Annotated in this window: 14 protein-coding genes; 12 read left to right on the top strand and 2 right to left on the bottom strand. The window is 27.4% G+C overall.

All coding sequences use genetic code 11. The annotated features are described in order from the left end of the window. Positions 1-64: 64 nt before the first annotated feature. From prfB to citF, 8 genes are all read left to right on the top strand, one after another. Positions 65-1,165 carry a peptide chain release factor 2 gene (gene prfB, locus KJR01_RS07310; protein WP_214118087.1) on the top strand — a complete coding sequence of 367 codons (1,101 nt, stop codon included), beginning with the start codon at positions 65-67 and terminating at the stop codon, positions 1,163-1,165. 23 nt (positions 1,166-1,188) lie between these two features. After that, the gene (locus KJR01_RS07305; protein ID WP_214118085.1) at positions 1,189-1,626 is read left to right on the top strand and encodes a TM2 domain-containing protein; all 438 of its coding nucleotides are present in this window, start codon (positions 1,189-1,191) and stop codon (positions 1,624-1,626) included. A gap of 67 nt (positions 1,627-1,693) precedes the next feature. Further along, positions 1,694-2,494, top strand: a complete 801-nt coding sequence (locus KJR01_RS10400) for a DnaJ domain-containing protein (RefSeq protein ID WP_275591982.1) — start codon at positions 1,694-1,696, stop codon at positions 2,492-2,494. A gap of 9 nt (positions 2,495-2,503) precedes the next feature. Then, complete coding sequence (locus KJR01_RS07295; RefSeq protein WP_214118083.1) at positions 2,504-3,415, top strand: SDR family NAD(P)-dependent oxidoreductase; 912 nt, start codon at positions 2,504-2,506, stop codon at positions 3,413-3,415. Further along, complete coding sequence (citC, locus tag KJR01_RS07290) at positions 3,415-4,413, top strand: [citrate (pro-3S)-lyase] ligase (RefSeq protein ID WP_214118081.1); 999 nt, start codon at positions 3,415-3,417, stop codon at positions 4,411-4,413. Before KJR01_RS07295 ends, citC begins: the two co-directional genes overlap by 1 nt. A gap of 56 nt (positions 4,414-4,469) precedes the next feature. After that, on the top strand, positions 4,470-4,760 hold the full coding sequence (gene citD / locus KJR01_RS07285) for a citrate lyase acyl carrier protein (RefSeq protein WP_239802947.1): 291 nt from the start codon (positions 4,470-4,472) through the stop codon (positions 4,758-4,760). Further along, entirely contained in the window at positions 4,754-5,644 is an 891-nt protein-coding gene (locus tag KJR01_RS07280; RefSeq protein WP_214118078.1) for an aldolase/citrate lyase family protein, read from the top strand. Before citD ends, KJR01_RS07280 begins: the two co-directional genes overlap by 7 nt. A gap of 2 nt (positions 5,645-5,646) precedes the next feature. Then, positions 5,647-7,191, top strand: a complete 1,545-nt coding sequence (gene citF, locus KJR01_RS07275; protein ID WP_214118076.1) for a citrate lyase subunit alpha — start codon at positions 5,647-5,649, stop codon at positions 7,189-7,191. A gap of 226 nt (positions 7,192-7,417) precedes the next feature. On the opposite strand, the gene KJR01_RS07270 is transcribed toward citF, so the two are convergent. Together KJR01_RS07270 and KJR01_RS07265 are read right to left on the bottom strand one after the other, a co-directional pair. Further along, on the bottom strand, positions 7,418-7,777 hold the full coding sequence (locus KJR01_RS07270; protein ID WP_214118074.1) for a cupin domain-containing protein: 360 nt from the start codon (positions 7,775-7,777) through the stop codon (positions 7,418-7,420). A 57-nt stretch (positions 7,778-7,834) separates the two neighbouring features. After that, on the bottom strand, positions 7,835-8,257 hold the full coding sequence (locus KJR01_RS07265) for a MarR family transcriptional regulator (RefSeq protein ID WP_214118064.1): 423 nt from the start codon (positions 8,255-8,257) through the stop codon (positions 7,835-7,837). 105 nt (positions 8,258-8,362) lie between these two features. Here KJR01_RS07265 and KJR01_RS07260 point away from each other — a divergent pair, with 105 nt between their 5' ends. From KJR01_RS07260 to KJR01_RS07245, 4 genes are all read left to right on the top strand, one after another. Continuing rightward, positions 8,363-9,286 (top strand): hypothetical protein, encoded by a 924-nt coding sequence (locus tag KJR01_RS07260; RefSeq protein ID WP_214118062.1) that lies wholly within the window; start codon positions 8,363-8,365, stop codon positions 9,284-9,286. A 760-nt stretch (positions 9,287-10,046) separates the two neighbouring features. Continuing rightward, on the top strand, positions 10,047-11,996 hold the full coding sequence (locus tag KJR01_RS07255) for a BCCT family transporter (protein WP_214118060.1): 1,950 nt from the start codon (positions 10,047-10,049) through the stop codon (positions 11,994-11,996). Positions 11,997-12,161: 165 nt separating this feature from the next. Beyond that, positions 12,162-13,604: an aldehyde dehydrogenase gene (gene aldA / locus KJR01_RS07250; protein ID WP_214118058.1), complete on the top strand. Its 1,443-nt coding sequence runs from the start codon at positions 12,162-12,164 to the stop codon at positions 13,602-13,604. A 138-nt stretch (positions 13,605-13,742) separates the two neighbouring features. Further along, on the top strand, positions 13,743-14,043 hold a 301-nt coding region (locus KJR01_RS07245), incomplete at its 3' end, for a cation efflux transmembrane domain-containing protein (RefSeq protein WP_214118056.1).

The raw sequence follows: 14,043 nt of genomic DNA, 5'->3' as shown, positions 1-14,043 counted from the left end.
AAAGCTATTATCTTAATAAATTTTAGCTAAGATTTGCCTTTAAAATACAACTACGGAGCAAAATTTGGATAATTATGAATTTAGTGAATTATTAAAAGAATTACAAATAAAACTTGACAATATAGAAAAAATAATCAAACCAAACGAGGCAAAAGAAAGAATAAAAGAAATAGAAAAAGAGCAAGAAGACCCAGCATTATGGGCTGATGCAAAAAGAGCGGCCGAGCTTGGTAAAGAAAAAACTAAATTAAATCAATTAGTATCAAAATATGAAATTGCAAATAGTGAATTAGTAGGCACTAGCGAGTTGTTTGAACTTGCGGTGAAAGAAAATGATTATGAGACTTTAGAAGCTTTATTTATAGATAGTCCTAATTTAGAAGAAACTATTAAAAGTCTTGAAATATCAATGCTTTTAAGTGGGGAAAATGATACTAAAAACGCAATTATTAATATTCACCCAGGAGCAGGTGGAACGGAGAGTAATGATTGGGCGAGTATTGTTTATAGAATGTATTTGAGATTTTGTGAAAGAGAAGGCTTTAAAGTTGAAACACTAGATTATCAAGAAGGCGATGAAGCAGGGATAAAAGATGTTAGCTTTGTTGCTCGTGGGCTTAATGCTTATGGGTATTTTAAGGCTGAACACGGAGTTCATAGACTTGTAAGAATTAGCCCATTTGATAGTAATGCTAGACGCCATACTAGTTTTTGTAGTGTAATTGTTGCACCTGAAATTGATGATGATATAGAAATTGAAATTGAAGAAAAAGATATAAGAATTGATTATTATAGAGCAAGTGGTGCAGGTGGTCAGCATGTAAATAAGACAGAAAGTGCAGTAAGAATTACTCATATTCCAACAGGAATTGTAGTGCAATGCCAAAACGATAGAAGTCAGCATAAAAACAAAGCCACAGCTTATAAAATGCTTCGTTCAAGATTATATGAACTTGAAATGGAGAAATTAAACGATGGAAAAGATACGGGAGGGGTTGGCGAAAATAGTTTCGGGCATCAAATTCGCTCGTATGTTTTAGCTCCTTATCAGCAAGTAAAAGACGCTAGAAGTAATGAGGCATTTAGCCAAGTTGATGCGATACTTGATGGCGATATTAAAAAAATGATAGAAGGTGTATTAATTGCACTTAAGGATAATGATTAATAGTAAATTTTTAAAGGCAAAAAATGACTGAAGAACAAATATCTTATCTTCAAGATAGACTAAGAACGCAGGATTTAGAAACTATAAAAGATAAGAATTTGTCTAAGAATATTTGTTTAAAAGATCCAAATTTAGGTTTTATGCTAGCGGCTACGATAGGAATTTGTGGTATTGATAGGATTTATAAGGGTGATTTTATTTTAGCATTTATAAAGTTTTTATTATTTTTTTCTTTTACAATTATTTTATTAATGGCGATGACTGAGATTAAAGTTGTAGAAAAAATTTATAGTTTATTTTTCCATCGTAGTGACGGACTTATTGCTTTTCTTTGTTTTTTATTTTTGGGATTTTTATTAACCATTATATATGTTATAGAATTATTTGCTATAGCAAATGGTATTCGCAAGGAAAATTACAAAAAAGTTTTAGCTTACATTGAAGGCTATGATAAAAAATAAAAATTTGATTATTACAAAGGAAAAACGATAATTTCCAAAAGATTTTAAGTGTTATAAAGGAAGAAAATTGAATATATTTTTATTATTAATAATAATTTTAGCAATTATAGGATTTATTACAGGTAAGGGTATTATTAGAACCATAATATCGTTTTTTGCGATAATATTAGGGACTATTTTAACGGCGATTTTAGGGCTTATTGGAGCAATTTTATTACCTTTATTTTTTAAAGGAAATATTTTAAATAATCAATTTACTAAAATGAAAGGCGGATATGCTGAATACCTAGTCGCACTTATTGCAAAAATAGCTAAACTTGATGGAGTAATTTCGCCTAAAGAAGCCGAATTTATAAAATTAATACTAGATAATAATTCTTATAATTTAGTTGAGCGTGAGAGATTAAAAAAGGTTTTTAAAGAAGCTAAAGAAAATCCAGAAAATTATAGGATAGTGGCACAAGAGCTTAAAAATAATTTTATTTTAAGCAAAAATGAAAAGCTTAATATTATGCAAAGTTTGCTTTATTGTGCGAGTATTGATGGCTTTAGTGAAAAAAAGATTTTTGCGTTAAAAGAAATTGCAGAGATTTTTGGCGTTACACAAGAATTTGCACAATTTATAAATTTTGGTAACAATAACAAACAAAATAATAATAAAATTAAAAAAGACCCTTATGAGGTTTTAGAATTAAGTCCTAATGCTAGTTTAGTTGAAGTAAAAGCAGCATATAGAAGACTTGCTAAAAAATATCATCCTGATGTGTTAAACACAAAAAATCTTAGTGAAAGCGAGCTAAGAGCAGGGATAGAGAAATTTCATGAGATTAATGAAGCTTATGAGATTTTAAAACAAAAATTAAGTTAAGGAAGTAAAGTGGTAGTTTTAATAACAGGTGTTGCAGGATATATTGGCTCAGCCACTGCATCTGGATTTTTAGAAGCTGGGCATAAGGTAATTGGAATTGATAATTTAAGCGGTAAAAACAAAAAAGCTATAAAAAATATAAAAAAATATTATGAAGTTGATTTTTATGAAGTTGATATTTCAAATAGCGAAGCTTTAGAAGATGTAATGTCAAGATTTAAAATTGATATGGTATTTCATTTTGCAGCAACTAGCAATGAGAATTTTAGTAAAAAAGATAATCTAACTTTTTATGAAAACAATATCATAAATCTTTTTAAATTATTAAAAGCTATGAAAAAATTTAAAGTTAAGACTTTAATATATCCATCAAGTATATTTGCTAATGTAGGATTGGAAAATACCTGTGATGCTTATGTTAAGACAAAAATCTTAGCTGAAAATATGATACAAGATTATGCTAGAAGCAATTCTGATTTTTCTTATGCAATTTTAAGATATTGCAATATTGCAGGGTATTATTCTAAGATATTTTTAGGAGAATTTGAACATTATTCAATTATTAAAAATATCACAAGAATTGCTTGCGGTAAGTCTGAATTAGGTCGTGATTTTAACTATGATGAGAATTATCATTTCGCACATATTGATGATATTGTTAATATTAATTTAAAAGTAGCTAGCGAGCTTTATACAACCAAAGAAAATATATGCACTACAATAGCTAGCAAAGAAAGTATAAGTGTAGAAAATTTAATCAAATTAGTAGAAAAGTTAAGCAAAAAAGAAATAGATATAACAATAGCTTTAAAAAATGACCATTGCGATAAAATTAAGTCTTGTAATTTATTAAAATATGAATTAGAGTATTCAATAGAAGATATTTGCAAAAATCAATTAGAACACGAAGCTAGGTTTTAATGTTTAGATATTTATTATTAGCTTATGAAAGAGAAAAATTAGAATTATTTTTAAAAAGATTTGATTTAAGATGCGATGAAGATATAGAATATGCTTTAGTTTATGAAGAAAATGAAGAGATTAAAGCAAGTGCTTGTATAAGCGGTAATATTGTAAAATGTATAGCAATTGATAAATCTTTACAAGGTAATAATTTTAGTGCTACTTTACTAACTCAAATTGCAGATAAATTAAGAGAATTAAATATAAATGAATATTTTATATTTACAAAGCCTTGTAATGTAAAAGTATTTGAGAGTTTAGGGCTTTATTTATTATGTCTTACAAAAGATGTTGCGTTATTTGAAAACACAAAGTTAAATTATGAAAATTATAAATTTGAACTAGTTAAACATTATAAAAAAGCAAAAAAAATTGGCTCAATTGTAATGAATTTAAATCCTATGAGTAAAGGGCATTTATATTTAATTCAAAAAGCCTTAAAGCACTGCGAAATCTTGCATATATTTATTTTAAGCGAAGATTTAAGTATGTTTAATACAAAAGCAAGGCTTGAGATTGTAAGAAATGAATTAAAAGATTATAAAAACATAATAATTCACGAAAGTAAAAATTATATTATTTCAAAAGCTACTTTTCCTACATATTTTTTAAAGGATAATGCTAATGTTAATGAGATTTATTCAAGGCTTGATATTACATTATTTGCTACAAAAATAGCACCTATTTTAGGGATAAATATGAGATTTTTTGGGACAGAACCAAAAGATAAAATAACAAAAGATTACAACCAAAAAGCAAAAGAAATTTTAAAAGAATTTAAAATCAAATTCTATGAAATCAGTAGAGCTAGAATAAATAAAAAAGTAATAAGTGCAAGTAGGATTAGAAAAATTATTTTAAATGATAAGGATTATTTAAATAATAAGGAGTTAAAATCCCTTTGTGCTAATTCAACTTATGAGTATTTAAAAAACAATTTAATAACTAAAAATTAAGTTATCTTTGTAATAATAAAAGAAAACTTAAAAAATTTAATTAATTAGGAGATTTGATGATTACAACTATTGCAAGTGCTGGTTCATTAGAATCAGGCGATGTTTTAATTAGTGTAAGTCCTGCTAATGTAGGAAGGAAAATTGAATTAAATTCTAGTGTTTATAAACAATTTGGAGAACAAATATTAGCTAGCGTTAATGAAGTATTAGATGAATATGATATTAAAAATGTAACAATAAAAATAGAAGATAAAGGAGCGCTTGATTTAGTAATTCGTGCAAGACTTAAAACTGCTATTTTTAGAGCTAGTTTAAAAGATTATGATTGGGAGAGTGAATTATGCTAAATAAAGATAGACTTAGAAGAAGTATGATGTTCTTGCCCGGAAATGCACCTGCAAAATTAATAGACGCACATATTTATGGAAGTGATTCTATTATGATTGACTTAGAAGATGCAGTAAGTATTTCAGCAAAAGATGCGGCTAGAATGCTAACTTATGAAACTCTTAAAAAGATTAATTATGGTTCAACTGAAGTTGTTGTAAGAATAAATGCTTTAAATTCTCCTTACGGAAGAGATGATGTAATAGCTATGGTTAGTGCTGGAGTTGATGTTATAAGACTTCCAAAGACTGATAATGCAAACGAAGTTAAAGAAGTAGATGAATTAATAAGCGAAGTTGAGCATAAATTAAATCGTCCTAAAAAAACTTTAATTCTAGCAGCAATTGAGAGTGCTACTGGGGTTATTAATGCTTGTGAGATTGCAAAGGCAAGTGATAGATTAATGGGGATTGCTCTTGGAGCTGAAGATTATGTAACGAATTTAAAAACAACTAGAAGCAAACACGCAATGGAGCTTTATTATGCAAGAGAGCAGATAATTCACGCAGCAAGAAGTAATAATTTATATTGTTTTGACACCGTTTTTTCAAATATAAAAGATAAAGTTGCATTTGCTGAAGAAGTGCAATTTATAAAAGACTTAGGTTTTGATGGCAAATCAGTAGTTCATCCAAGTCAAATCAAAATAGTTCATGATATTTATACTCCAAAAGAAAAAGAAATAATAGACGCTTTAAAAGTAGTAAATGCAGCTAAAGAAGCTGAAAAAAATAGCATAGGTGTAATTGCAGTTGATGGCAAAATGGTAGATGGTCCAATTATTATTAGAGCTTTAAGAGTGCTTGAATTAGCTAAAGCTAGTGGTCTTTATAAAGGAGAATGATTATGTATAAAGTAAATGCAGTTAATAGAAAAATACCTAATAAAATTGCTAATTATAAAGATGTAGTTGTATATAGTGGAGAATTAAAACAACCAAAAGAGCGTAAAATCGGTGCAGCTATTAGAGTTGGCAAAAAAGAAGATAAATTAGTCTCAAGTATAAAAGACGCTATTATAAAATCAGGCTTAAAAGATGGTATGACAATAAGTTTTCATCACCATTTTAGAAGTGGAGATTATATTTTAAATCTAGTTTTAGAAGAAATAAGCAAGCTAGGTATTAAAAATCTTTGCGTAGCAGCAAGTTCTCTTTCAACTTGCCATAAACCTTTAATTGAGCATATTAAAAATGGTGTTGTAACAAGTCTTCAAACAAGTGGTCTAAGAGAGCCATTGGGTTCTTTTATTAGTAATGGTGGATTAAAAACTCCTGTAATTATTAGAAGTCATGGTGGTCGTGCTAGAGCTATTGAAGATGGCTCACTTAAAATTGATGTAGCATTTATTGGTGCTCCAAGTTGTGATAAATTTGGTAATCTTAATGGTTATACAGGCAAATCTGCGTGTGGTAGTTTAGGTTATGCTAAGGTTGATGCTATGTATGCTAATAAAGTTATTGCAATTACTGATAATTTAGTAGATGGAATAAATCTTCCTGCTAGTATTGACCAAACTATGGTGGATTTTGTTTGTGAGATTGAGAGTATTGGCGATCCAAAAGGTATAGTATCAGGTGCAATTCGTTTTAATGATAATCCAAGAGATATTTTAATAGCTGAAAATGCTTTAAAATGTATCTTAGCATCAGGTTTATTTAAAAATGGCTTTAGTTTCCAAACAGGAGCTGCGGGCGCTTCTTTAGCAGTAACTAAGCTTTTAAAAGAAGAGATGATTAAGCATAATATCACTGCTAGTTTAGGTGTTGGTGGTATCACTGCTGCTTTAGTTGATTTACATGAAAATGGTTTGATGGATGCGCTTTTTGATACTCAAAGTTTTGATTTAGATGCTGTTAGCTCACTTGCAAAAAATCCAAAACATTATGAAATATCAGCATCTTTTTATGCAAATCCAAATCTAGTTACTCCAGCGGTAAATCAATTAGATTTTGTAATGTTAGGAGCACTTGAGATTGATACGAATTTCAATGTAAATGTAATTACTACTTCAACAGGTGTTATTAATCAAGCAATAGGCGGACACCAAGATACTGCTGAAGGTGCAAAAATTGCAATGATTTTAGCACCATTAATTCGTGCTAGAATTCCAATTGTAGTTGATAATGTAAGCACGATTTGCACCCCAGGAGCAAATGTTGATGTGGTTTGCACTGATTACGGAATTGCAGTAAATCCTAAAAGAACTGATTTAATAGAGAATTTCACAAAAGCAGGTATTAAATTATATACGATTGAAGAACTAAAAGAAATGGCAGAAAAAATCACAGGCAAACCAGCTAGTATTAAATTTGGCGATGAGGTAGTAGGCGTTGTAGAATATCGTGATGGCAGCGTTTTAGATGTGATTTATAAATCTTTACAAAATTAGGAATTTATTTCCTAATTTTATTACCAAATTACACATATTAAACTCAATTTTTAAGTATTTCTTGTTTATTTAATTAAAACAATTTAAAGTATAAGATATTTAAGGAGAGTTTTATGTGGATTGGAAGAAATGATGGCGAAGAAAGTATTCATAACAGAGTTTTTAAATGTTTAAATACTCATTTGATTAATATATTTGCTTAACTTAGGATTGCTCCTAAGTTAAATTACTCTACTACGCCATCGCTAAAAGTGTATTGGGTTAGAGAATTTTCTTTTGCTTGAATACAGATATAATTTAGTTTAGTTTTTGCAAAAATCTGTCTTTTTACACTAGGTGCAACTCTAATTATATCTCCTGTTTTAATTAAAATTAGTTCATTATCTAACTTTATTTCCCCATTACCATCTAAGATAATATAAACTTCTTCATTTTCTTTATGATAATGAACAAAAGGCACATTAGTATTTGCTTCCATTGTGTTAATACTTATTTCACAAGATGTAAATCCTAAAGCTTCTTTTAAATCAATTCTTTGAATATTTTTAAATTCTCCTAGACTTTTTACACTAAATCCATTACTCATTTTGACTCCTTTTTAGTTTGATAACGAACTATTTTTGCATAAAAAGTTAAATATATTTTAATTTTTTATGTTATTTAGCATTTTTTCTAATAATTCTTCTAAAAACAACTCTTCTGCTTTTGAAAAGTTTTTAAGTAATTTTTCAAAAACTATATTTGATACTTCTTCAAATATTGGTTTTAAATCTAAAGTTTTTTGAGTTGCTTTTATTAAATACATTCTACTATCGTTACTACTTTGGCTTTTTGTGATATATCCATTTTGTTCTAATTTGTCTATTAAAGAGCTAATTGTAGCCTTGCTTCTATGTATTTTTTGTGCTATTTGAACCATACAATATTCTTTTTCATCAAATAATATATTTAAAATATCAGCGTGAGAAAAGGATAAATCAAATTCTACTCTTTTGCTAAGTTCTTTTAAAATCAATTCATTTGATAGTTCTTTTATTCTTCCCATTAAAAATAAGCTTGAGTTCATATTTTGTCCTTATAATTTTTTTTATTATATAAAAATATTAAAAAATTTATTGAATTTTTTAAAAAGTAAAAGATATTTTTGCTAAATTTAAAAAAAGGAGTAAAAATGTCTGATAAATTTTTAAAGAAATTTAGAATTTGTTTTGCTAGGAATACTAAAAGATTAATGTTAAATTACAAAAGAGAGTTTAAAAGGCTTTATTTTAATTATTTTAAATTATTAAAACTTGCCAATATATTTGTAAAAACTATGAGATTTTCTTTAGTTTTAATAACTTTTGTTTCTGTAATAGCTTATACAAAATATTATTTATTTGAAGTTGGGTATTTGCCTAGATTTGATTTTAATTTATTACTTACATTTGGATATGTGTGTTTTGTTTATTCTATTTTTATTGGGATTATTCCTTATGTTATGATTGAATTTGTTGTGCTTTTAGCTTGTAAAAGAAAAAAGTCAAATAAATTTGGCTTTAAAATTCTTAATTTTTTGTATGAAAGAGTATTTTTATTATTTGTAATTATAGTAATTATCATAATTGAATTAGTATTTTTAAGTTTAGTTCAAATATATCAAAACGAAAATGTAACTTTTCCAACGATAAATCATTGCTTAAATGTTATGATGGCTATATTTATTACTTTATGTTTTTTTGCATATTTTTTTAAAAGATTTAGTTTGATTATAAAAATTATTTGGATAATTTGCTCTATTTGGTATTTTTTTAGTCTTGATATTAAAGTTGTTAAATTAGCCAATATTGGTGGGTTTAGAACTGATATTGTGGTTAGTAAAAATAGTTTATATATGAGTTATTTTATAAATTATAAAAAGCTAGATATTAATGATTGTGATATTAAAAAAGGAGAGAAAAATATCTGTAAATTAAGCGATGGAAATTATGTATTAAAAGATGTATTGATTTTATCTAGCTTAAGTGATGTTGTTTATATAGAGCTTAATTTAAATAATAAAGCCCAAACTCTAGACTTTAAACAAAGCGAAATAGAAATAATTAATAGGTTTTAGATATGATTTAAAAATATGATTAAGGTAGGAAAAATGAAAGAAATTAAAGAGATTTTGCTAAATATATTTTTATTGAATTTTCATATAGATTTATCTAAAAAACTTTATTTTAAATTCCTAGCTTTAATAGGTATATTTTTTGTTTTTTTATATATTATTTGAATATGTTTTTCAAATTTTAAATATTTCTTTTGTATTTATTTTTCTTTATATTCTAGGCATTAGCTTGGTTTATAGGGTTAAGAAAGTATATAAAAATATTTTATTGATTTTATTTTTATCTTATCCTTTTATAAATTATTATTTATCAAAAAGTGAAGTTTTATTTTTAGGGTTTAATTTTGTATTTTTATTGTTGTTTTTATTTATAATGATTTTTGCAAATCTTAATACTAATATAAACACTAATACAAGTCAAAAATCTTTACTTATTAAGTTATTTATATTAGCTATTTTAATTCTTAATATGCTGATATATCAATCTTTTTTAAAATCTTATAATATTTTAATTTTAGATTTTTTAAGTGTATTTGCATATTATAATTTTTATTTTTTATTATTATCTTTTATGATTATTACATATATATTTATAAAAAATTTATTAAAAACTATATAAATTTTTTTTGAAGAAATTGATATAAAAAATTTTTTAGGTTAATGGCTAATTTTTCTTTTATATAGACAAATTATGTAATTATCATCTAAATCTTGCAAATCTCATTAACTAAGCCTTGTTAGACTGAAAACGCAAGGAGAAAATATGAAGATAAAAACGAGTTTTTTACCCGCTGTGTTTGTTCCAAGCATAGTATTTATTGTAATTTTAGTTTTACTAAGTATATTTTTACCAGAATTTACAAGTAGTATTTTGAATAATATTAAAACTTCAGTTTTTACTAATTTTTCTTGGTTTTTTATACTTAGTGTTAGTTTTTTTGTAGGATTTATGGTCTTATTAGCTTTATCTAAATTTGGAGATATAAAATTAGGTAAAGATGATGATGAGCCTAGTTTTAGTTTTTTTTCGTGGCTTTCTATGTTGTTTGCTACTGGAATGGGTGTTGGGCTTATGTATTTTGGTGTGGCTGAGCCTATAATTCATAAAAAATCATTAAATATAGATGATAAAGAAGCTTTAATTCATACTCTATTTCACTGGGGAATTCATCCTTGGGCTATTTATGGGGTTTGTGCTTTAGCTATGGCTTATTTTGGTTTTCGTTATAAAATGCCTTTAACTTTAAGAAGTGCTTTTTATCCTTTTTTAAAAGATAAAATTTATGGATTTTGGGGCAATGTTATTGATATTTTGGCATTAATTGTAACCGTTTTTGGAATTAGCACAACACTTGGTTATTCTGCAAGTTCTTTAAATGCAGGACTTGTTAATATTGCTTGGCTTAGTGATATTTCATTTAGCGAACAAGCTATTATTATATTAATAGTTGTTAGTTTATCTACTATTTCAGCTATTAGTGGAGTTAATAAAGGGCTTAAAATATTAAGCGAGATTAATTTACTTTTAGCATTTTTACTAATGATTTTCGTATTAGTTAGTGGTGATTTGGTTGAGCTATTATCTGATTTTAGTTCTAATTTAGGGTTATATTTTTCAAATATAGTTGAGCTTAGTTTTAAAACCTATACATATAATAAAGATTATATTAGCTGGTTTAATTCTTGGACTATTTTTTATTGGGCTTGGTGGCTTAGTTGGGCGCCTTTTGTTGGCTTTTTTATAGCAAAGATTTCTCGTGGTAGAACTATTAGAGAATTTATATTTGGAGTTTTGATTGTTCCTACTTCTTTTAATGTTTTATGGTTTAGTGTATTTGGAAATTCTGCTTTAAAATATAATGAAATTTTAAGTAATTTTTCTCAAAGTTCTGAAAAATTATTATTTGAGTTTTTAAATCTTTTACCATTTTCACAAATTAGTACTATTTTAGCTCTAGTAGTTTTAGTTTTATTTTTTATCACTTCTGCTGATAGTGGGATATTTGTTTTAAATTCTTTAGCAAGTGGTGGCAAAGAAAAACCTTATAAATGGCAAAGTATTTTATGGGGCATTAGTTTAATTGCTATTGCAATATCTTTATCATATTCTGGTGGGCTTGATACTATTTTAAGCGTTACTATGATAGTTGCACTTCCGTTTGCTTTAATGCTTGTAATTATGTGTGCATCACTACTTAAAGGCTTAATAGTTGATAGTAGATATTTTAATACAAGAGTTAGTAAGGCTAGTGTTTATTGGAGTGGGGATTTTTGGGAACAAAGGCTTGATTTAATCTTAAAACAATCTCAAATAAAAGATATGCAAGAGTTTTTAAACGAGCTTGTAAAACCTGCTATGCAAAAGATTTGCGATAAATTAAGCGAGCGTGGATTAAAAGCATTAATCAAAGAAGAAAAAAATAAAATTAGTTTAGTGATTAAAAAAGACTTATCAAAAGATTTTATTTACGGGGTAAAAATAGAAAAACACGAAGTAAATAAAACCTTATTAGATGATGAGAATTTGCCTAATTTATCAAAAGAATTTGAATATAGACCTATAACATTTTTTGGCGATGATAGACTAGGTTATGATATAAAATATTTAAATGAAAAAGAAATAATAGTAGATATTTTAAAGCATTACGAAAGGTATTTAAACCTTTTAGATGATAGCTCAAATGAAATATTTACAATGGGTTATAGAAAATAACTTTTACAGAATTTGAAATACTTATTTCAAATTCTTTTTTTAAAAATACTAAAGTGTTACTTTTTTTCACATTCTCGTAAAAAAATTAGAATTTTTTTTGAATATACAAAAATAATTAATATTCCTTGATAAGATATTTCAAAATCATTTAAAAAAGGAGAAGTTATGAAGAGTTATCAAATGTATATTGATGGTGAGTTTGTTACTGAAAAAAGGGAAATGGCACCTGTTTATAATCCTGCTACAAAAGAGCAAGTTAGTGAGTATCCACTAGGCACAAGAGATGATGCTAAAAGAGCGCTTGAAGCTGCAAAAAGAGCGGGTAAAAATTGGGAAGCACTTCCAGCTATTGAACGCGCAAATTACCTTAAAAAAATCGCACAATTAATTCGTAGAGATAGAGTAAAACTAGCTGATATTTTACAAGAAGAGCAAGGCAAGGTTAGAGGTTTAGCTGAAGTTGAGATTGATTTTGCGGCTGATTATTTAGATTATATGGCAGGATTTGCAAGAACTTATGAAGGCGAAATCATTCAAAGTGATAGAGCAAATGAAAATATCTTTTTATTTAGAACTGCAATTGGTGTTACGACAGGAATTTTACCTTGGAATTTCCCGTTTTTCTTAATAGTTAGAAAACTTGCACCTGCATTTGTAACAGGAAATACAATAGTAATTAAGCCAAGTAGCGAAACTCCAAACAACGCATTTGAATTTGCAAAATTAGCTCACGAAGCTGGAGTTCCTAAAGGAGTTTTCTCACTTGTTAGCGGAAAAGGAAGTGAGGTTGGAGATGAGCTAAGCTCAAACCCACTAATTGGAATGGTAAGTGTAACAGGTAGCGTTGAAGCTGGAGTTAGAGTTATGCAAGCAGCTGCAAAAAATGTTATAAAAGTAAATCTTGAACTTGGTGGAAAAGCACCTGCAATAGTATGCAAAGATGCAAATATGGATTTAGTAATTCCTGCAATTAAAGCAAGTAGAATTTGTAATAACGGACAAGTTTGCAATTGTGCTGAGCGTGTTTATGTGCATAAATCAAGATATGATGAGTTTATTAATAAAATGGCTGATGAATTTAGCAAAATTACATTCGGAAATACTGCAAAAGGTAATTTTGATATGGGGCCACTTGTAAATGAAGCAGGTGTTAAAAATGCTGATGCAATGCTAAAACGCGCACTTGAGCAAGGTGCAAAATTAGAAGTTGGTGGCAAGATAACTGATACTAGTGGATATTTCTACCCAGCTACACTACTTAGCAATGCAGACCATAAGAGTGATATTATGCAAAAAGAAATCTTTGCACCAATTTTACCAGTTACAAGTTTTGATACACTAGATGAAGCTATTGATATGGCAAATGATTGTGAATACGGGCTTACAAGTAGTATTTATACAGAAAATCTAAACACAGCGATGAGAGCTTGCCGTGAGATTAAGTTTGGCGAAACTTATATCAATCGTGAGAATTTTGAAGCTATGCAAGGCTTTCACGCAGGATTTAGAAAGAGTGGCATAGGTGGAGCTGATGGTAAGCACGGACTTTATGAATACCTTGCAACTCATGTTGTTTATCTTGATTACAATACCAAATTCAACGGCTAAAAATAGGAGCTTTTTAGCTCCTAAAATTATAAAATATTTTAATTTTAATTCAAATATATTTTTTAAGTTTATTTTAAATTAAGAAATAAATGTTACATTTGTTATTTATTTGTTTAAACTAAATTTAAAGGAAAAACAATGACTTGCACCTATCAAGACTTAATTCATAAACCAATAAAACAACATTCAAACAATCATTCTTGTAATCACTCACACCATAATCATTCACACCATAATTCTAATCATTCCCGCGAACATCACAACCATTCTCATACTCATTCTTATGATTTTACTAAGAATAAAAAAGCATTGTTATTAAGCTTTATAGTAACTTTTGTAGTAATGTTTGCTGAATTAATTTATGGGTATTTAGCTAATTCTTTAGCATTAATTAGTGATGCACTTCATATGATAACACACGCTTTTGCATTGATAATAA

The organism is Campylobacter sp. 2018MI10 (assembly GCF_018501175.1).
Classification (GTDB): Bacteria; Campylobacterota; Campylobacteria; order Campylobacterales; family Campylobacteraceae; genus Campylobacter_E.
The sequence above is the reverse complement of the archived record's forward strand: the minus strand, read 5'-3'. Positions and strand labels throughout refer to the sequence as shown.